Annotated in this window: 12 protein-coding genes; 1 reads left to right on the forward strand and 11 read right to left on the reverse strand. The window is 42.7% G+C overall.

The window, feature by feature from the left end:
* From H9648_RS04035 to H9648_RS04050, 4 genes are all read right to left on the reverse strand, one after another.
* Positions 1-897 carry a carbohydrate ABC transporter permease gene (locus H9648_RS04035; protein ID WP_191752600.1) on the reverse strand — a complete coding sequence of 299 codons (897 nt, stop codon included), beginning with the start codon at positions 895-897 and terminating at the stop codon, positions 1-3.
* On the reverse strand, positions 878-3838 hold the full coding sequence (locus tag H9648_RS04040; RefSeq protein ID WP_191752601.1) for an extracellular solute-binding protein: 2961 nt from the start codon (positions 3836-3838) through the stop codon (positions 878-880). Before H9648_RS04040 ends, H9648_RS04035 begins: the two co-directional genes overlap by 20 nt.
* 31 nt (positions 3839-3869) lie before the next feature.
* Entirely contained in the window at positions 3870-5234 is a 1365-nt protein-coding gene (locus tag H9648_RS04045; protein WP_191752602.1) for an ABC transporter substrate-binding protein, read from the reverse strand.
* A 252-nt stretch (positions 5235-5486) separates the two neighbouring features.
* The gene (locus tag H9648_RS04050) at positions 5487-7877 is read right to left on the reverse strand and encodes a beta-galactosidase (protein WP_191752603.1); all 2391 of its coding nucleotides are present in this window, start codon (positions 7875-7877) and stop codon (positions 5487-5489) included.
* A gap of 892 nt (positions 7878-8769) precedes the next feature.
* On the opposite strand from H9648_RS04050, the gene H9648_RS04055 reads away from it, so the two are divergent.
* Positions 8770-8982, forward strand: coding sequence for a hypothetical protein (locus tag H9648_RS04055; RefSeq protein WP_191752604.1), 213 nt, complete (start codon positions 8770-8772; stop codon positions 8980-8982).
* Between the two features lie 29 nt (positions 8983-9011).
* On the opposite strand, the gene H9648_RS04060 is transcribed toward H9648_RS04055, so the two are convergent.
* From H9648_RS04060 to H9648_RS04090, 7 genes are all read right to left on the reverse strand, one after another.
* Positions 9012-9899 carry an ROK family protein gene (locus H9648_RS04060; RefSeq protein ID WP_318243476.1) on the reverse strand — a complete coding sequence of 296 codons (888 nt, stop codon included), beginning with the start codon at positions 9897-9899 and terminating at the stop codon, positions 9012-9014.
* Positions 9900-9905: 6 nt separating this feature from the next.
* A complete protein-coding gene (locus H9648_RS04065; RefSeq protein ID WP_191752605.1) occupies positions 9906-11438 on the reverse strand; it encodes a DUF4127 family protein in 1533 nt (510 codons plus the stop codon).
* An 18-nt stretch (positions 11439-11456) separates the two neighbouring features.
* Positions 11457-12416 carry an acetylxylan esterase gene (locus tag H9648_RS04070; protein ID WP_191752606.1) on the reverse strand — a complete coding sequence of 320 codons (960 nt, stop codon included), beginning with the start codon at positions 12414-12416 and terminating at the stop codon, positions 11457-11459.
* A 456-nt stretch (positions 12417-12872) separates the two neighbouring features.
* Positions 12873-14555: an ROK family protein gene (locus H9648_RS04075; protein ID WP_191752607.1), complete on the reverse strand. Its 1683-nt coding sequence runs from the start codon at positions 14553-14555 to the stop codon at positions 12873-12875.
* A gap of 42 nt (positions 14556-14597) precedes the next feature.
* Complete coding sequence (locus tag H9648_RS04080) at positions 14598-17147, reverse strand: glycoside hydrolase family 38 N-terminal domain-containing protein (protein WP_191752608.1); 2550 nt, start codon at positions 17145-17147, stop codon at positions 14598-14600.
* Complete coding sequence (locus H9648_RS04085) at positions 17148-18503, reverse strand: FAD-dependent oxidoreductase (protein WP_191752609.1); 1356 nt, start codon at positions 18501-18503, stop codon at positions 17148-17150. It lies immediately after the preceding gene.
* Between the two features lie 36 nt (positions 18504-18539).
* Positions 18540-19361 (reverse strand): carbohydrate ABC transporter permease, encoded by an 822-nt coding sequence (locus H9648_RS04090; RefSeq protein ID WP_191752610.1) that lies wholly within the window; start codon positions 19359-19361, stop codon positions 18540-18542.
* Positions 19362-19379 lie beyond the last annotated feature (18 nt).

Below are 19379 nucleotides of genomic sequence, written 5' to 3' on the forward strand. Positions count from 1 at the left end.
CTAGTCTTTCTCTCCAAACAGCCTCCAGGCTACTTTTGAGAACAGATATACAACGATGAGCAGCACGACCGAGATCGCTGCTGCATAACCCATCTCATAACGGATAAAACCATAATCTTCTAAGTGGTTGACCATAAGCTGACCCGCATATTGCGGTGTCGGGTTAGCACCAGAAAGCGCCACCCCGATCGCACCAGCTTGAAACGTTCCAACGACTGCCATGACCGCGCCGAACAGCATCTGCGGCTTCATAGACGGAATCGTGATATAGATGATTTCTTGAAAACGGTTGCTGATGCCGTCGATGTATCCTGCTTCATAGATCTCGGTGTTAATGTTTAGAACACCTGATAACATCGCGAGGAATCCAACCCCCATAGAGCCCCAAAGCGTTACAAAGATCATGATCTTCATCAAATATTCAGGTGACTGCAGCCATTGGATCGGCTCTAACAGCACACCCATCGTTAGAAGCAAGCTGTTTAGATAACCTGTTTCATCTCCGGAAAAAATGATCGTCCAAACAACAGCCATCGCAACACCTGCTGTCATAGACGGCGAATAGATGATCAGTGCAAGCACTGTTCGCATGCGCTTTGGTACTTGAGCGAGCGCCCAAGCGAGTATGAACGACAAGATATACCCGCCAGGGCCCACGATCAGTGCGAACGTTAACGTGTTCGGCAGGATCTTCTGCATGAACACTTCATCCTGTGTGATCAGACCGACATAGTTGCTCAAACCGATGAACGTCGGTGTTTCGATCGCGTTAAAATACGTGAATGACAATAGAATTGCCGCTGCAACAGGTATGATGATAAACGTTGTAAAAAAGATGATATACGGAGCAAGGAACATCCACGGTGAATAATCTCGTTTATTTGGTTTCTTTTTCATTCTCATCGCCTGCCCAACTTTTCACTTGTTCTATCGTAGGAATCGGATACGGCTTGACCATCTTGCCGTCTTTCACATACCCGAACTCTTCCATCTTTCGCTTGATCTCCCGGTCGATCGCAACGACGGAATCGTCAACTGCCGATCTCGGGTTCACACCGTCGAACACGATGCGGTTCCAGATGTTCGAAAGCTCACGCTCGATCATGTACGAACCTGGATTCTTCGGTACTTCATATAGATACTCCCATTGCTTCAGAATCGTTTTCTTATGCTGTTCTGGCCACGGAAGGTTCTTGAACGCCTCTAGGTTGGACGTGTTCCACATGTATTCTGGTCCGTACAGCATCTGAAGATTGGTCGCGAACTCGGTCTGTGTATCTTCTGACAGCCACCATTTTAAAAGTTCCCACGAATCTTCCTTGCTCTTTGTACCTTTGAAGATCATTGCGGACTGACCTGAACCTGTCGCCCAGCGTTCCACCGTTCCATCTTCTTTCTTCACACCAGGATGTGGTGCAATATCCCACCATCCTGCGATCTCTGGAGCAGCTGCTGTTAGCTGCGTGTAGGTTGTAAAGTTTGCTGTTCCGATCGGAAGTGTTGAATATCGGAAATGGTTATAAAAGTTCGGCACTTGTAACGGCATGCTGTAGATCGTGTTCAGCTCTGCCATGAACTGTATGCCTTTTAGCGATTCTTCTGTTCCGATCGCCGTCTTCATCCCGTCTTTTCCGTATAGATCTCCGTCAAACTGATACACGAACGGAGCGGTTGCTTGGAACGGCTTAAACCCTGTTGCACCAGCGATGTGCGTATAATAGTTCATTCCAAAACGCTGAAGCTCTGGCAAGATGCTCTTCACGTCATCCCACGTATCCGGGACCGGAAGACCGAGTGCTTGCAGGATATCTTTTCGGTAGAACTGCACAAAGAAATCTTGCGTCTCTGGCATCGCATAGACCGAATCACCGATCATAAGCGGTAGAAAAGCTCCTGGTGAGAACTGCTTGCTGAACTTTTCGAAGTCATCGAACTGATGCAGATCAACGGCTGCACCACGAATGGATAACTCATACGGCAACCATGAAGAGATACCAAGCGCAATGTCTGGCTGTTTGTTCGACGCACTCGCGAGTATCAGCTTCTGCTCTTCTGGCATGATCGAGAACTTTACTTTGATTCCTGTCTCTGGCGTAAAGTTTTGATCAGATAGATTTTGTAGGAGTTCCACATATTGACGAGGTCGGTTCACCCAAACCTCTAACGTATCTTCTTCTGCTTCACTCGCTGAATAATTTTCAGAGAAGAACGATAAGAAGAAGCGTTGAATCGAGTTCATCAGCTTTTCCCAAAAACCGGCTTCTGCATCTGGAACATCTTTTTCATCACCATGCACGTAGAAGCGATCCACCGTTAACGGCTGTTCGGGCAACGTTACGAGCATGTTTCCGAGCAACTGTGCCGCGGAAGACGATCCTTCTGACAGCTCTGTGAGTCGGCTTGGAATCTGGTCCGGCTTTTTGCTAAGTGCTCTTAGCTTTTGAACGGCCATCTCAAGAGAGACCATATCTTTTGAATCTTCTTTTGTTTTATCGAGTTTTCTGAGGTAATTCAGTTCTTTCTCTAACTCATCCGCCCAGCCAGCCAGTTTTTTATCGATGCCTGGAATGTACTCGCTGATCTTCCAGCCTCGAGATGTATCTGTTTGATTACCGGTAAGCTTTCGGATCTCGAGCGTGAGCTCTTCCATCTCGCGCATTACTTTGTTTGTTGTATGAAGAACCGGTTCAACAGGAGCAGCATCAGCTTCTAGACCGATCTGATGATTTCCTTTTGATAGATAAAACAGATATGCTTTTCCATCTTCGTCTTCTAACGTGACGTTATCCCAGCTTTTATTGAATGGGAACGTAACGGGTGAAGTTTCTTGAAACGGAACTTTACCGTCGATCAACAGTTTTCGGAAAACCGGGCCACCCGTCTCTTTGTTCTGCAATACTTTAAATGTCAGCTTATAAAAGCCTGCTTTCTTCACGTTGACGTTCCAGTTCACCGTCTGTCCTGAGTCTTTCCATGATTCAGAACCTAGTGTGTTTAATAGAAGATTCTTTGGAGAGCTCGGTACCGCTGATGAATCATCGGCTGCAAAAGGGCGTATGTACGAGCTGTTCTTTTCATAGTCCTTCTCAGCTTCACGTGTGATCATTGTTTCAGCCAACTTTGCGTTTTCCTGCTTCTTTACGTATTCTTTGTAGCTTGGTAGTTTGCTAGGTGATTTTACGTACGCTTTTCCTAACAGCATCTCGCCTGATAGGTTCGTAAGCTGGATCGTATTACTTCCTTTTTTCAGTTCGTAACGCAGTGGCTCAGACTGAAGCTGACTCGCATCTTCTGCTGTTAACGTGTTCCAACGCTCAATCCGCTTCTGCTTCGGAATCATATCATTGTCGAACCGATCCTTCTCAAAGGTGTTTTTCTCGTTTTTCCAGTCGGCCGGAAACACGATTCTACGGCTTTCATAAAAAGGATAGTTACCGTTTACCTGAATGGCGCCCTCTATTGGAACAACCTCGTTGCTCAGTGGATAGTAATCAAACGCTAGCTCATAAAGTCCCGCTTCCTCCACATTCACTTCATAAGAAACGGACTCACGGTTATGCCAATAGAAAACACGATCGTTATAGCCCTTACTCTCTGATTCTGACAAAAGGTTCTTTTTGTCTTTGATCTTAAAATCAGAAGGAGAGACAGACGCTTCAAAATCTGAAGCGTCACCTGTCCCCTTCTTCTCCCAACTGTTAAGGACGGTATGATAGTTTTCCTCCACGACTTGTTCGGCAGGCTTATTATCCTGACTGTTGCCTTCAGCAGATGCATATGGTTGTGGAATAATGAGACACAGCGCTAAACCTAACCAAAGAAATCTTTTAAACTTCATACTATCAACCTCCCCTTAAACTTCAGGCTTTCTATTTATCTTTTAAAGCCTCACTTGCTTCTTTACTCTTTTGGTCTGCTAATTGATCGAGCTGTTTTGCGTAGTCTTCGATTTTCAGGTTTCCTTTGATCACGTTATCTAAAATCACAGCCACTTTCGCGTTTGCTTCTTCTCCAACCTTCACGCCAGTTGGTGCTTCCCAACGTGCATCCACATAGCCTGGTACAGTTTTAACCGGCTCAACGACTGCGTTGTCTAAGTTGTCATAAGCTGTCTTGATTCCAGGCACTTCATTGATTGCAAAGTACTCGTCTAAAATTTCAGGATCTGCGTTAACTGGAAGTGTGTTCAGGGCTTTTCCTTCTTTTTCAGCGATTTCCATACGCTTCATGAAACCTTCTTTACCGAATGACATCCACTTAGAGAAAAGGAATGCTTCCTCAGCGTGCTTACTCGTTTTAGAGATTCCAACAAAGTCGTTCGTTACACCCGTTCTTCCACCCGGAAGACCGATGAAGTCAAAGTCGAACGTTCCTTTTTCAACAAGTGCAGGAACTCCCCAAGTGCCATCCCATTTCACAGCAACTTGTCCGTTCATCCATACTTCTTCTGGGTTCTCCCCTTTAAAGTTAGCTTTCAAGTCATCTGGAAGTGACTCGTACGCGTAGTTGTTCGTAGTGATTTCTTTTGCAAGATTAGCTCCTGCGATGAATTCTTTTGAGTCAAGAGAGTATTGACCGTCTTTAACCGTATACCAGCCCATGTCTGGGTTAGCTGCAGCAGGATACCAGTCTGTTACGGAGAACGCGTGGTTCGTTCCAGCTACACCTTTGTTGATGTTCGTTACTTCTTTAATGGATTTCGTGTACTCTTCTAGTGAAAAACCAAACTCAGGGTAATCCAGGTTCGCTTCATTAAATAGATCTTTGTTTACTAAGTAGCCTAAGAAATGCTGGGCGAATGGAACCGCATACACTTTATCGTTGTAAGTCGCTGATTCACGAACAGCTTCTGGAATATTTGCAAAATCTTTATCTTTTTCCGTCATTTTCGTGATGTCCATCAACCAGTCGTTAGATAGTGAAGATGGAATCTGTGGAAGAGCAAAAACGTCTGGCATTTTGCCCGCACTTGCTGCTGCAGCGAGTGTACCGTTCCAGTCTGTTGGGTTAATCGACTCGTCGATCTTAACTTTAATGTTCGGATACTTTTTCTCGAACGCTTTGATCATAAGGCGCTCAAGGTTTTGTTCTTTTTCTGTACCAAGTGACCAGCTTGCATATGAGATGGTTACGTTTTCTTTCTTGGCGTCAGTGCTTGCTTTGTCATCTGAGCTACAAGCTGCTACTGAAAATAGCAGTGCGATGATCATGAATAGTGATAATACTTTCTTCATTACCTATCAACTCCCGATTTGATTTTTGGGGCTATTGCTATGTTGCTCCTGTAAGTGGTTGATTTCCGTTTCGGGTGCTTCGCTTTCCGCGTGGCAGGCGGTGAGCCCCTTGCCGCTTTGCGCCTTTAAGGGTCTCACCTGACCGCTTGTCCTAGCCGAGAGTCTTGCACCCTACACTTCAATCAACTTACTCGATGATGAGAATGATGAAATCACATCAGCAGCAACAGTTAGAAATAGCCTTGTTGGTACTTATGGTTGAATAGCGTTTGCGAACGCTGGTTGAAACCGAATGGATGCTGTTTCTTCTGTTGTTTGAATCGGCACTTTGAATGTGTGCTCTTGGACTTCCTCTATTGAAACCTCTTTGCTGTTTACAGGTTTCCAGGAGGAGGAACGGAAGACGAATTCTTCTTCTTTTTGAACCATTTTTATTGTGAGTGAGATCTCGTCTTGTTGCTGAACCGTTTCGTAGATCTCACCCGTTCCGTATTCGATGAACAGGTCTTCATGTAACGGTACGTTAACTGGTAACATGAGGCCGCTTCGCATTGGAATCGAGATTTCTTTTCCACCGAAAAGGGTTGTTCCGTCGTACGTGATCGTCGTCGTCTTCTTGAATTCATCAAAGTTTTGAAGGAAGAAGAAGTCACCTTTTTCTGGTGAAGATCGAACGGTAATATCAAGCTCTTCTTCTAATGTGAAACGACTCTCAATCCCCGCTCGTTTGGCAAGCTCAACGATGATGTCGTTTTGATAATGAAAACCGTGATCCATTCCAATACCAAACATATAGAGCTGACCTTTTCCAAGCTGTTTTTCAAATGCGATCACTTGATCCGGCTTGTCCTCGATATGAGCGAACGCTCCATCTGTTGTTTCATAGATTTCAGCTCGGTCGATCAACACGTTGTCCGCCTGATCAATCTGACCAAACACCCGGTGCTTTGTTTCTTTTACTGTTACGTTGATGTAGTCTTTTAAAATCGTGCATGGTATGTTTTTCAGCGTTTTTGTCGGAATCGTCGGGAACAGAATAAGCTTTCCACCGTTTTCTAGATACGAGACCAGTTTTTGCTGAATGTTTTCATCCATCCACTCTGTGGTAAACATCCAGAGAGAAGGAATTTCATTCGGATCGATTTCTTCATCATCCTGGACGCTAATCGCATCATAAATGATGTTGTTCACGCGAAGTGCTTTTGCGATGCCGTTCGCCATAAAGGTTTCACGATCACGCTGGATCTGGTCGACCATGTGTTTCGTATGCTCATCATGAAACTCTGTCATGTAATAATCCGGATAAAAACCAAGATGCGTATCAACGACTGGCTTTGTTTGTAAAAGTGAACTCTCAAAAGTTTGAAGCATCTTTCCGATATGCTGAATCACCGGATAGTGCGGATTTTTCTGACCTGACTTCGTGAGTGGCGCCTGCCAATCGTGACGTCGGCCGAACAAACCGATGTTTTCGTAGTTCTCACCCGCACCGAACATGTAATAGTTCACGCCGTTCATCCCGTCCGCGATACATAACCGCGTTGTCAGATCAAACGTTGTCGGTTGAAGCTTCGGCTTGTCGTGAATGCTTCCGCCTTGAAACTCTGCTGAGAAAAGCGGCTGCTCTTTCCATTGAATCGCTTTTGTAAAGGCGTTTGCTAAAACGATATCCACATAGCTATCGTACTCGATGTTGCCGATATAATAATCACCAGCCATGAGTGTGTTCTCAATTTTAGCGGTTTCGAGCAACTGCGAAATGCCGATCGGATACATCGTTCCGCGCTTTAAGATATCGATTCCATGAAAGCCATGAATGTTCACGACGAACGGAACGTCGATGCCTTTATCTTCTGCTGACTTTTTCAGATGCTCGATGAAACGCTTGTAGTGCTGTCTTAAAAAGAGTCCAAATTCATTTCTTAGAGCGTGAGCGTAGATCGCTTCAGGCTTTTTCGTCATGTTTTCCGCGAACGACCGAATCTCGCTAAACGGGATGCGGAAAGTTTCTTGAAACGATTGCTCTGTATAGTTTGTTCTCAGATGTTGTTCAAACTCTTGTAGTGTCGAAGTGTTGAAATCAGGTTGGTTCGTTACCCAGTGAAACATCCCTACTTCGTTATCGAGCTGGAATAAGATAACCGGACCGCCATTCGTTATGAGAAATGGCTTAATAACAGCACACACTTTTTCATACCAAAGCTCTGTTTTTTCTAAAAACGTTGGGTGACTGTAACTCACGACTCGAGTCGGGTGAATCTCGCCAACGTTTGTTTTCGCTACTGCTTCGGGGTAATTATCGATAAACCATGTTGGAACCCCATGATCCACGATTTCTGCCATCACATATGGACCCGGACGGACTAAGCAGTACATCCCCTCGTCTTTTACGAGCTGCAGAAATGTTTGTAGATCACGTTCTGGGCGAGAAGTTCCGGTAAGGTCCGTAACTCCTTCCTCATACTCATGAAAAATCCACGGCACGTACGTGCTGATCATGTTCGCGCCCGCTTCTTTTACCTGTTGGATGCGCTCGCGCCAATCTTGCTTCGGAATTCGAAAGTAGTGGAGTTCTCCTCCGAACAAGAAGACCTCCTGACCGTCCACGATCACTTTCTCATCTTTTATAGCTATGTTCTTCATAAATCACCTCTTCATCCGGTAAACCGGGGTACTGGAGTAAAAAATAGTTTAAATCATGTGGTTGATGCGTTTGGGTATAGCAGTTCGAAACGTTTCGATATTATACAAAAAAATAGGGTTTTCGGTAGATATAAACGTTTTGATTGTTGCTCGATACCAAAAATCCTCATTTTTCCAATAGAAACGTTTCACTTTTCAATATTATAATCTAACTTGTAAACGGTTACAATATAATTTTCTAAAAATTGTGACGTGCTATAAGTGAATTTCGTTGATCTATTAGTAATATTGGAGTTTAGGATTGGCGAATTATAAATTTAATATATATAGGTGTATAAAGTAATCTTTATGAAGTCTGAATACCTTGTGCTATTCTTGAACTATCTATTTATTCCATAATTAAGAAAGGTTTAGGTTTTTTTATGGCTGCGAAATTAATCAGTATACTTCTAACCATTCTATTCATTTCTCTTTTATCACTAATTTTTGTAGGGATTGACATACCTTTTCCCACAACTATAATCATGCTTCTTTTATTATCCAACGCCATCATCGCGTTCTTTTCTATTTTTATACAACGTGTCACTATTAAACGCTATAACAATAGTTTTGTTACAAACAAAAAAGATGTTCTCTCACTAATAAACAAATATACTACATTTGCTTTTTACGGTCTGAACCATGCTGTTCAATCCGCGCTAAGCCTAATACCATTTATCATCAACAAATTGTTGGCTCTCCTTTTCTTTTTTCTGCTACTAGTCAACTGGTTGATCCTTCTAGTTATGTTTAATGGATAATTTAAAAGATTAAGAGTAGTCTTGTACACTTCATCACATCATACTTAATTTTACTTAATTTTAAATACCAGATGTCTCAAGGAGAATTGCCCATGAACAAAACCTTTTCATTAAAACGAGGGTTTTCATTTTTAGGGAAAGCCAACATAGTCTTGCTAGCGATGATTGGTTTACTACTACTAAACAAAGGGAGCTGGATTGACGATGGTCAAAAATATCTCATCCTGTTCATTACGATATCAGAAGCGATGATTCTCTTATTAACGTTAGCCAGTTGCTTACCTCAAAAGAGTAAACAACGATAGAAAAAGACAAGCTGACTCTTTTCCCAGAGTCAGCTTTTCTTTTTAATAGTATACGCTTGCCTAGCCAGCGCTAATGCCCCGCACAAACCTGCATTGTCACCTAAATCAGGCGGTACAATATACTTATCAATTTGATCCAGTACATTTTCGTGTTGAATGTAGCCGTTTAACAGTTGGACCACCCCTTTACGTACGAGCGGAAATAAGTGTTCTTGTTTCATAACACCACCGCCGATCACTATTCGTTTTGGGGAGAGCACCAGAATATAGTTCACAAGAGCTTGTGCGAGATAATAAGCTTCTAGCTCCCAAACCTCTATATCCGACGCAAGCTCCACGCCCTTCTTGCCCCAGCGGGCTTCGATTGCGGGACCTGACGCCATCCCTTCTAGACAATCACCATGAAACGGACAGCTTCCCGTAAAGTGATCTTCATCATGCCTACGGACGAGAATGTGGCCCATCTCCGGATGAAGCATCCCGTGTACCAGCTTTCCTTCCGAAACGGCCCCTACACCAATTCCAGTTCCGACTGTCATATACAGACAGCTATCTAGTCCTTTTGCGGCACCCCAAAGAGATTCACCTAGAGCGGCAGCATTCACATCCGTATCAAATCCGATTGGAACATGGAAATGCTTCTTCAGCTCACCTACTAGATTATACTGATTCCAATGTTCTTTCGGCGTACTTGTTATGTATCCATAAGTAGGACTTGAAACATTTAAATCAACCGGTCCGAATGAACCAACTCCTAGAGCATCCACCTTTTTTTCCTTAAAATAATCAACAACGTGTCTCATCGTTTCTTCAGGGGTTGTTGTCGGAATAGAGATTCTTTCAATAACCTCCCCGTTCTCATTTCCGATTCCACACACAAACTTAGTGCCGCCTGCTTCAATTGCGCCTAATATCACAAAAAATCACTCCTTACCCGTAGCATCCTTAATATCAAATGAAAGACCGCATTCAAACATTCGATTCCATGGAGCAAATGTTTTCAAATTATTGATTTTAAACTTTTTAAAACTATGAAGAATCTGCTCATTAAATCTGGTTAACATACGATTATTACGTTCTTCATTCACACGAACCGCTTCATCTTTTAAATCAAAATAATTCAAATCATACTTCGGCAGAAAATCTGTGTTCATTTCCATTCGAATCTCTGCTTGATAAAAATAATCATCAAAAAGGTGGTAGATAATGTTTGCTTGAATCTGCTTCTGTTTCCCATCAGCACCTAACACACCTTGGCAGATTGTTGTGCCTAGCGTATTACAGTTCGTATTCCATCCTTTGTATGACACAAGCTGATCAAGAATACCCTCTTCATCTAAAAGGGTGATCAACTCGCGGTCTCCGCCATTGGCATATGCGGAATCCGCCACAATCACTTTTTTTCCTGAGTCGATAAAATGTTTAATCTGATCCACAAACGAGAGCATATTTCTGAAACTGGTGTATGTAATGTCTTTTACATCTTGTTCCCATGATTCTTGCATCACACGGCCTGGCGTATTATAAGCGAGCACCAGATCGGCATCCTCAGCACGATCCACCAACCGACACCCTGCTGCTAAGACATGCGCTTTTAAACTTTCTGAAAAAGGCCGATCTTCATACATCGGCACAAGCTGCGGGCCGAGCGTACTGCTCCAAATTGGAAAAATTTTAGGTTTCTGACCTCGTATATCATTGTAAACTCGAGACAGTAATGTAGCCCCTACTTCATCTGCACCAGGATACATGTGAACATTTTTATATAAACGAAGCTGTTCTCGTTTTATCACCACAGCACTTTGATCAATCGCCGTATATCCGTATTCAGAACTGTCATCCTGCGGAATCGACAAAAATGTCAGCACGCCTTCCTTAACCAAATCTAGCATTTGTACATTAATGTTCGAATTGAAGGCACGTCTCGTCTCATAGTCTTCAACATACTCTTTTGGCAGCTTAGCCTTGATCTCTCTAAGCTGTTCCGCCTCATCCTCAGTTAACATTTCCCGCTTCTCTTTATCCAACAAATAAGAGCGTAAAAACAACTCACCGCCCCAGTGTTCATAATAATCGGGTTCCTCATCACTCGAACTGTATTTTGGCGTGCGCATGACCAAATTCGATGCATAGATTCCTAGATTCGGATGATCATGACGCAACGAGCGTAAGCGTTCCACCCATACCGCACTCTCTTTTTCGGTCAAATAATGAAGTCTGGATGGAAGCAGCCCGCCGTAAACCAACATATCAATGCTTAAAATAAGAGCGTCCACTTTTCCGGCTAGATTTCTTAGCCAGTTCCATAATTCTTCTGTATTCGCAGCCTTCTTTTTATACCCTAATAGTTCAGGAACAGGAACAAACAATTCTACATCATCTGAAGACTCCGCAATCATCTGAACATACGTGATGTTGCAAGGACGTTCATCTATTGGTAAATAAGCAATCTTCATGCATTTATCCTTCTTTCGCTACATACTTTTTATATAAGAATGAATAAATTTCAGCTTTTCTTCTTCATGAATCATAGGAACTTCGTGGCCGTATTTACGGTACGTTCTAATTTCCTTTGGCCCGTCTAAATGATGATACAAAGCAAAAGCGCTTAACGGTGGACATACGGGATCGATCATTCCCACGGATAAAAGGACCGGACACGTTACAGAGCTTGCTAGATTCATCGCGTCCACATAACTAAGCGTTTCAAAGACTTTAACTGATGTTTGATGCAACGGATCGTGAACTTTAAAATAATGCGAAATCTCTGTATAAGGTCCTTCTGCAGCAAGTCCAACGGAGCGTTCGAAGTCCGTCAGAAACGGGATGTCGCATAACGTTAAAAGGATGTCCTCCTGTAAAGCAGCAGCGGCAATGGCCAATCCTCCACCCTGACTGCCACCTTCCAGATAAACGTCCCTTTTTCCAGACAGCTGCCGAACAACGTCAACACTTCGGTAACAATCCATGTAAACGTATGTGTAATAATATTGATTTCGATCGAAAACCCCCTGCATGAGCCAACCCGCTGCTCCGCCATTTTCATAGGAATTCTTATCCGCGGATTTCACACTCTGTCCTCTTACATCCACTAATAAAACCGGTATCCCCTGAATCACATGCTTAAACGTATAATGCGGCTGCAGCGTGTTCCAGTTGTAGCCATGAAAGATGACTACAGCTGGTGCATCGTCTTTCACAACTTCTGGTGTCACGTATACACCGTGGATACGTGAATTGCGAAATCCGTCAAAAGCCACATCATAGACTTTTACACCTGGAACGCTGTATGACCGCTCCTTTACTTCTACATTCAGCGGATATTCCTGATTTTCAACTTTTAACCCATTCCAAAATGCATCAAAATCAGCTATTTTTGTCTGCTGAGGTTTGTAATTTCGCAGTTGTTCCATCGCTCCATCGTATGCGTTCATAACTGTTCACCCTTCATACGTAAAAAGGAGAAAATATTTTGTAGTGTCATATTTTCTCCCTTTCTTTTCAATTTGTTTCTATAGAAAGTTGGCTGTTGCAAATGTGCGTTTTTCGAGCCAGGTGTTCAGCAGTTTACAAGTTTTTTTGCTTAAACTCTGCATGCAGTTTGTTTTTACGGTACGTGTTCTTTTATTTGTTACACGTTCGCACATACTAGGGCACGTTTCGCTCCAAACACCTCTCGCTTCGCCCCGTGGACCTCTTGTTTCACACAAACTGACCAGAGTTTCGCTCAGTGGCCCCTTGTTTCGCTCCAACACTCCAAAATACAAACTTCATCCCTCTTTTACGGCTGAAAAGCCCTGTCCCATCCTCAGTAAAAATGAAAAATCGGCTCATTTATATCAGAATGGTTCATTTTCAACGTAAATATATGCAACTTTTTTTCTGAACTATTAAATAATCTCTTTTTGTTTTTCCGTATTATAGTCACTTTGTAGTTCTTTTAAAATAACATCCATCAGGTAGAATGCGGAAACCTCACAAATAGAGTTATCATCACCCGCGATATCGTCTGTCGCTGGAATGAGTAATCGCGTATTCGAAACATCTGCTAACGGAGAATCCTGCTGGCTCGTCACCCCGATTGTTTCGCACCCTAATTTCTTTGCTTGCCTCAGCATCCCAACCACTTCTGAATCATAACCAGAAGCACTAAGTCCGATCACAAGTGTATTTTTATCTAATGTGTATGCCGACAATTCCATTTCATACATAGACAAAAAGGTGTCTGCTTTCTTACCAAGTCTCATCAATTTATACTTCATTTGATCGGCGATAAAAGACAGTTTGTTTCCACCATATAAGTAAATTTGTTCTGCGTTTGCTACTTGTTGTTTTACTTTTTCAACATCTTTTAACTCGTAGAGCGTATCAAACTTCTTCAGCATTTTTACATACGTCTCTTTAACACCTGTTAAATGATTACTTTCAGATGGTTCGAAAAGCCTTGTGCTAACAGATGCTTCTTTTGCCATCAATCGAAGCTTGTTGTAGGAACCAAACTCAAGCTTTTGGCAAAAACGAGTAATCGTCGCTTCTGATACGTCGATCTGTCGCGACAGTTCTGAAATGGTTCTGTTCGGAAATGACTCTAGATTCGTAATTATATATTTTGCGATCATCTGCTCGCGTTTCGTCAGCTTGTGTCTGTTCGACTCAATCATTGTTGTGATGCTCTTAAGCGGCTGCAGAGATTCTTGAAGTAAGAAATGACGTAGAGCTCCAACCATACCAGCATTATTTAAGTTACGGGCGACCTCGATCTTCGTTTTCGCTAAGATAGCTGGAATCACATCAATTTCGAGCTGTCTCATGATTAAAGGCAGAAGGTACTCCTTTTGAGCCGTAATTCCTCCGCCGATAATAATCGTTTCCGGATTCATCATATATGCAATCGTCGCGATTCCTTTTGATAGATAATACACAAGACGTTCAATTTCCTCAATGCATATTTCATCACCGTTCTGTGCCAGTTCAAAAATCTGTTTGCCATCAAGCTCAGACTCCGCTACCTCTTTTCGTTTCGCCACATTTTTTATTAAAACGCGTGTCGAAGCTAATTCTTCAAACTGACCGCCTTCGATCGGAATATAACCGATCTCCCCGCCGCTAAAGCTATGGCCCGTGTGAAGTTTGTTGTCTAAAATGTAGCTTCCGCCGATTCCTGTACCAATCGTCAGACAGAACAAGCTCTTCGAATCTTTCCCTGTTCCGATCCAAGACTCCGCAAGTCCGGCACAGTTCACATCGTTTTCTACTTCTACAGGCAAGTTAAAGTGTTTCTCTAGTTCCTGCTTCAACTTGGTTCCTGTGTAGTTTGGAATTAAAGATGAAGCAAACAGAATGACGCCTTCTTTTGAATCCACTTGGCCAGCCGTGCTGATACAGATTCCACTAATCTCATGCTGCTTCATCAGCTGCTCTCCACATTGCTTCACTTTTTGAACGATTACCGGTCCGCCAAGCTGCGCCTCTGTTGGCATTTCGAATTTTTCGATAAACGTCCCATCTTCTGAAATAACACCGTATTTAATTAATGTCCCGCCTATGTCAAATGCTACAAACTTTCTCATCATGATCACCTTCATTTTCTAAGGACGGAGTATTTGATCCCTTCATTACCGGCCTTTCCTTTTTACACGAATGGTTTTGATTTGTTTAGGGCCAAACGTAATGGCTGTTTGTTTTGCTGCAGAAACGCTGGCAATGATTTCCCCAGTAAAATCAACTTCATACAGCTCTTCAGGATCAAAACCAAGAATTAATTCTGTGTCCACATCCTCAAGCGAAGGATTGAACAGACGAATATCAAACGTATTTTCTTCCTTCAACATGAACGAGGAAAAAGCAACCTCTGCTGATGAAAGTTTAAATAACTTTTGATCCTCTTTTTTCACATATGATTGCTGAGTCAACACTTTCTGACGCAAGAACTTCCCGTTGTTTAAAGACATGTTGTTCTTGCCAAGAACCAATCCGTATTCAAGTTCATACTCACCGAGACATTGTGCACCAGGTGTTTCAAAACCTGGTCCAGCCCCATTTCCACGCGTACGCAGATCACGTCTCGACAACCAGCCAACACTTCGGATTATTGTTAAGAAAATGTGGTCTTTACCATTAAAAGAGTCTACCTCATATTCTTGTAAACCGCGGTGAAGAAGCTGATGTTCATTTGCCATCACTGTGGATTGAGTCGGATATTGATTCATAACGGCTTCTTTGTTTTTCGGCATATCGTATTTCTTATCTCGAAGCGTTTCCCTTTTTAGCAGGTCAAACGCTGTATCTGCATAGCTAATATCGGCTTTTGAGGTTGAAAATCCAACCTTCAGCTTTTGATCTTTCGCCGTATTGTTTACCTTCGTTTTAAAATAGATGAACCTTTTCCCTTTATGAAGAGTAATCGTTGTTTTCATCGTATTTGTGGTCTCCGCCTCACTCGGACCTGATCGGTCTTCGTTCAGTGAAGCAGCCAATTTAATCTCATAATGCACAATGGCTGATTGAAACGTCTCGCCCTTAAGAATATCTGATACCCCAGTAATAACGGCTTTACTCGTTTTATCTTTCAGTGGCGGTGAATAGTTGTACGTGTCTCCAGCATCGAGAGAAGAAGTGAAGTGATGCTGATCATCATGTGTCACGCCTGTTTCTAGATCAGTGATTGATAAGCTGTCCTCGTTCCATTCTACTTTGTAAAAATCATTTTGAATGAACGGTAACTCACGGCTTTCCAAAACTTCGGATTCATTTTTTACAGTGTCGATTCGTAGAGCCTTTATTTCAGCTCCATCAAACGGCATCGAAAAGCTAATATCATAAATCACATAAACTCCATAATGCGGCTCAGCTAGGATATGATGAATAAATTCTTCCCGACGTTCTCTTTTCAACACGTCAAACGAAATCTCCTCTTCGTTATGAAACAGTTTGATCGAACCTTTGTCTAGTGGAGCTGGTATACGGATCGTTGCTGTTACAGGATAACGTGAAGCAATAGGTGTGTTGTTGACTACATATAAGTAGCCATTATCTATTGAATTGTCAAGATACTCAAACGGAAATTGATCGTGAAGAGTATCTTTTGAAAAGCGACTGATCGCGCTTAAGACTTTTTGTGTTCGTGTCTCCATCTCATCATGAACCGCATCCACACTGCATCCGCAGATACTATCATGAGGCTGGTTTTGTAAAATCAGCTTCCACACATACTCCATGAACTTTGCAGAATCGGAACGACCATTTGTCCAAACGTTTAAGGCTTCCATGATTCCGACTGCTTGATCTTCGCATATTTGGTTCTGATTTTTTAAATACGATCTCGTGGAATACACACCAGGTAGAATGAAAATCTTTGATGGATCGCGTTGTTCCCCCGAGATCGTTGCCTCTGGTTCCACTCCGGCGAAGAAGTTCACATACTCCGACATTAACGTTTGTTTAAAAGCGATATCGGGCATTTCCTCACTCAAATGCTTCACTCTTTCATTCACATCTGAGCTCGTAAATGTATGGTCCGCTCCGTTCATGATTAAAGCATGGCCAGAAGTCAAATAAGGAGCATTTCCTTCAAGATAGGTTTTCGTCTTCTCTACAAAATCCTTAGATTTAAGGAACGTTTGATAATACCCTTCAAATAGTGGCAAGACAATCGTAAATACCTTCGTTCCGTCTGCACCTTCCCACATGTTTTCAAAACGGTCTGATATGGCACCGCGGAAAATGAGAGCAGAATCGATTCCGTAATGGCGTAAAATTTGCGGCATCTGACTGATGTGTCCGAACGTATCTGGCAAATATCCGATGTTGTACGGTGAACCAAGTTTCTTTGCAGTGGTTGATCCGATCTCCAAATTCTTAATCATGGACTCACCTGAAACGAGAAACTCATCCGCTAGCAGATACCATGGACCAACCTCTATTTTTCCTTCTTTTATAAAAGTAAGAAGGCGTGCATACTCTTCATCACTTACAATTTCTTGATAATCATCTAAAACGATCGTCTGACCGTCTAAAAAGAAGTTATCGATCTTCCCATCAACCAATAGCTCCTGGGTATAGCGGAGACCGTTACGAAGTCTGAAACGAAACTCTTCAAACGTCTCGTACCATTCACGGTCCCAATGCGTATGATTCAATATGTTTACTGTCTGTATGTTCTTCATTTAAAACTCCTCCACCATTTGAAGCTGTTGTTTCAGATGTGCACCGTTCAATGTATTTAACGCAATGTTGTTTTTAATCGAATACGCACAAGCCATTCCTGCCGCTTGCCCCATATCACGAACAGTTGGCTGAATGCGAAGAGAGGCTTGCATCAGAAACGTGCTAGATATGTGTCGGCCTACAACAACTAAATTTTCCACTTCAAACGTGATAAGTGAACGGTAAGGAATCTCGTAATATTCTCCGCGAGAGAATTTCGCTTCATTTACCGATTCTTTTGTAACGCTATGAACATCAATGTACCAGTCGCCTCGAGCAATTCCGTCTTGGAACCGAGCCCGGTCAACATAGTCCTGTTCAGTGAGCACATATTGACCAACGATGCGGTATGATTCACGAATACCAAGCTGATTCGCTTCTTTTAATAGAAATGCGTTCTGGAATCCCGGAATGTATTTTGGTAAAAAAGTTGCGAGCCTTCGAATCATTTGCCTTCCTTTTACAACAGCCTCTGAACGAAGCTTCGGATCTGTTGTATTCGTGATGCCCGGAATATGCGGGCAGTTGAATGACATGACCGTTGGTTTTCCAGGTTGGGTAAAGGCTTGGAAATACCGCAGATCATCTTCAATTAAGTCACCGTTTGCGAGTGCTTCTCGGAAGTAAGGCTCCAGCGCGTGCCCTTTACCAGGTACCATGGCAATCTCAAAAAAGTCAGGATTCTCGATCTTACAAAATGTCTCGTTCTGAGAGAGGATAAACGTCCTCAGCGTTGGAATATCTATCCCGCCCATTTCAAAACGGAATGAGATCTGTTGATTTTGTCCGTCATTATTGCCACTTTCAACACGGACACCTGCTGAACGAGAAAGAACGGCATCTGCTGTAGCATCAACGAACGTTTTTCCTGAAATCGCAACAAGACCATTGCATGTGTTTACGATAATATGTGTGATCTTCCGGTCTTCCCTGACGCAATCTATAAAATTCGCATCATACAGAATGCTGCCTCCACGTTCTGTAATCAACAGTTCGAGCACATAACTTAAAGACTCAACGTTAAACCAGCTGCAAGCTGTTGTTCCATCGTTCGTTTCCACATTTTCTTTATTTAAGCGCTCGGTAATCAAACCGTTAATGCGCTGTGTTTTCACATGTGTCGGCATCATAGGAGAAACAAGGGAATTCGTTTGAGTTCCTCCGAGTGAAATGTTTTTTTCTACGACTAATATAGAGAGATTTTCTTCTAATGCAGAGATTGCTGTAGCAGCTCCACCCGTACCGCCGCCGACCACAACACAATCCACATCATAAATGACAGGTATTTCTCTTCCCCAAAAAGATAAGGTACTCAAATGAATTCACCTCTTAAAAATATTGTGTGTGACGATTTATCCTTTTACCGCTCCGTCTGTTGCACCTGAAATAAAGTACTTTTGCAGCCAAATAAAGATTAATAAAGTAGGAATTGTCGTTAAGATGGATGCTGCTGAGATTAATTTTAAGTTGGATCCGTCAAAGTTCTGTGAAAGCTGTGCAAGACCAATGGATAATGTGTACATACTGCTTTCTGTTGAGTTAAGCAACGGCCATAAGTAATCGCCCCACGTACCCATGAATGTGAAGATCGCTAGAGTTACAAGTGTTGGCTTCACAAGTGGCAATACGACGAGATACCAGACTTTAAAGCGGTTTGCACCGTCTAAGTAAGCCGATTCTTCCAGTTCTTTTGGTATACGCAGATAAGCTTGGCGCATTAAAAAGATTCCGAACGCTGTTGAAACCTGCATCACAACAAGACCGATATGTGTGTTTCTTAGTCCAAGTTCTCCTGCTAGCTGAAAAAGTGGAGCCATGTATAGCTGAAACGGAACCATCATCGTTGAGATGATGAGCGCAAGAACAACACTTCGACCTCTAAAGTCCATTCGTGCGAGTGGATATGCCGCTAGGCTGCAGAACAATAAGTTTAGAGGGATCGCGATTGCAGTAATAATCGCTGTATTCATAAAGTAAAGTCCAAAGTTCGCTTTTTCAAAGGCCGTTACGAAGTTTGAGAGTGTTGGGTCTTTTGGAAGAAGACTTGTGTAGATTCCTTCACTTCCAGATTTCATTGCCATAAATAATGTGATCAGAAACGGTCCGACCGTTAATACGGTGATTAATAACATTACGACATAGAGCCATATCTTACTGTTTTGTTTTGATTTCATGGATTTCCCCCCAATCTA

It is taken from the genome of Fictibacillus norfolkensis, assembly GCF_014836645.1.
GTDB lineage: Bacteria > Bacillota > Bacilli > Bacillales > Fictibacillaceae > Fictibacillus > Fictibacillus norfolkensis.

Coding starts and splice junctions, on each gene's coding strand:
- H9648_RS04035 (WP_191752600.1), bottom strand. CDS start 897: ATGAAAAAGAAACCAAATAAACGAGATTATTCACCGTGGATGTTCCTT.
- H9648_RS04040 (WP_191752601.1), bottom strand. CDS start 3,838: ATGAAGTTTAAAAGATTTCTTTGGTTAGGTTTAGCGCTGTGTCTCATT.
- H9648_RS04045 (WP_191752602.1), bottom strand. CDS start 5,234: ATGAAGAAAGTATTATCACTATTCATGATCATCGCACTGCTATTTTCA.
- H9648_RS04050 (WP_191752603.1), bottom strand. CDS start 7,877: ATGAAGAACATAGCTATAAAAGATGAGAAAGTGATCGTGGACGGTCAG.
- H9648_RS04055 (WP_191752604.1), top strand. CDS start 8,770: ATGAACAAAACCTTTTCATTAAAACGAGGGTTTTCATTTTTAGGGAAA.
- H9648_RS04065 (WP_191752605.1), bottom strand. CDS start 11,438: ATGAAGATTGCTTATTTACCAATAGATGAACGTCCTTGCAACATCACG.
- H9648_RS04070 (WP_191752606.1), bottom strand. CDS start 12,416: ATGAACGCATACGATGGAGCGATGGAACAACTGCGAAATTACAAACCT.
- H9648_RS04075 (WP_191752607.1), bottom strand. CDS start 14,555: ATGATGAGAAAGTTTGTAGCATTTGACATAGGCGGGACATTAATTAAA.
- H9648_RS04080 (WP_191752608.1), bottom strand. CDS start 17,147: ATGAAGAACATACAGACAGTAAACATATTGAATCATACGCATTGGGAC.
- H9648_RS04090 (WP_191752610.1), bottom strand. CDS start 19,361: ATGAAATCAAAACAAAACAGTAAGATATGGCTCTATGTCGTAATGTTA.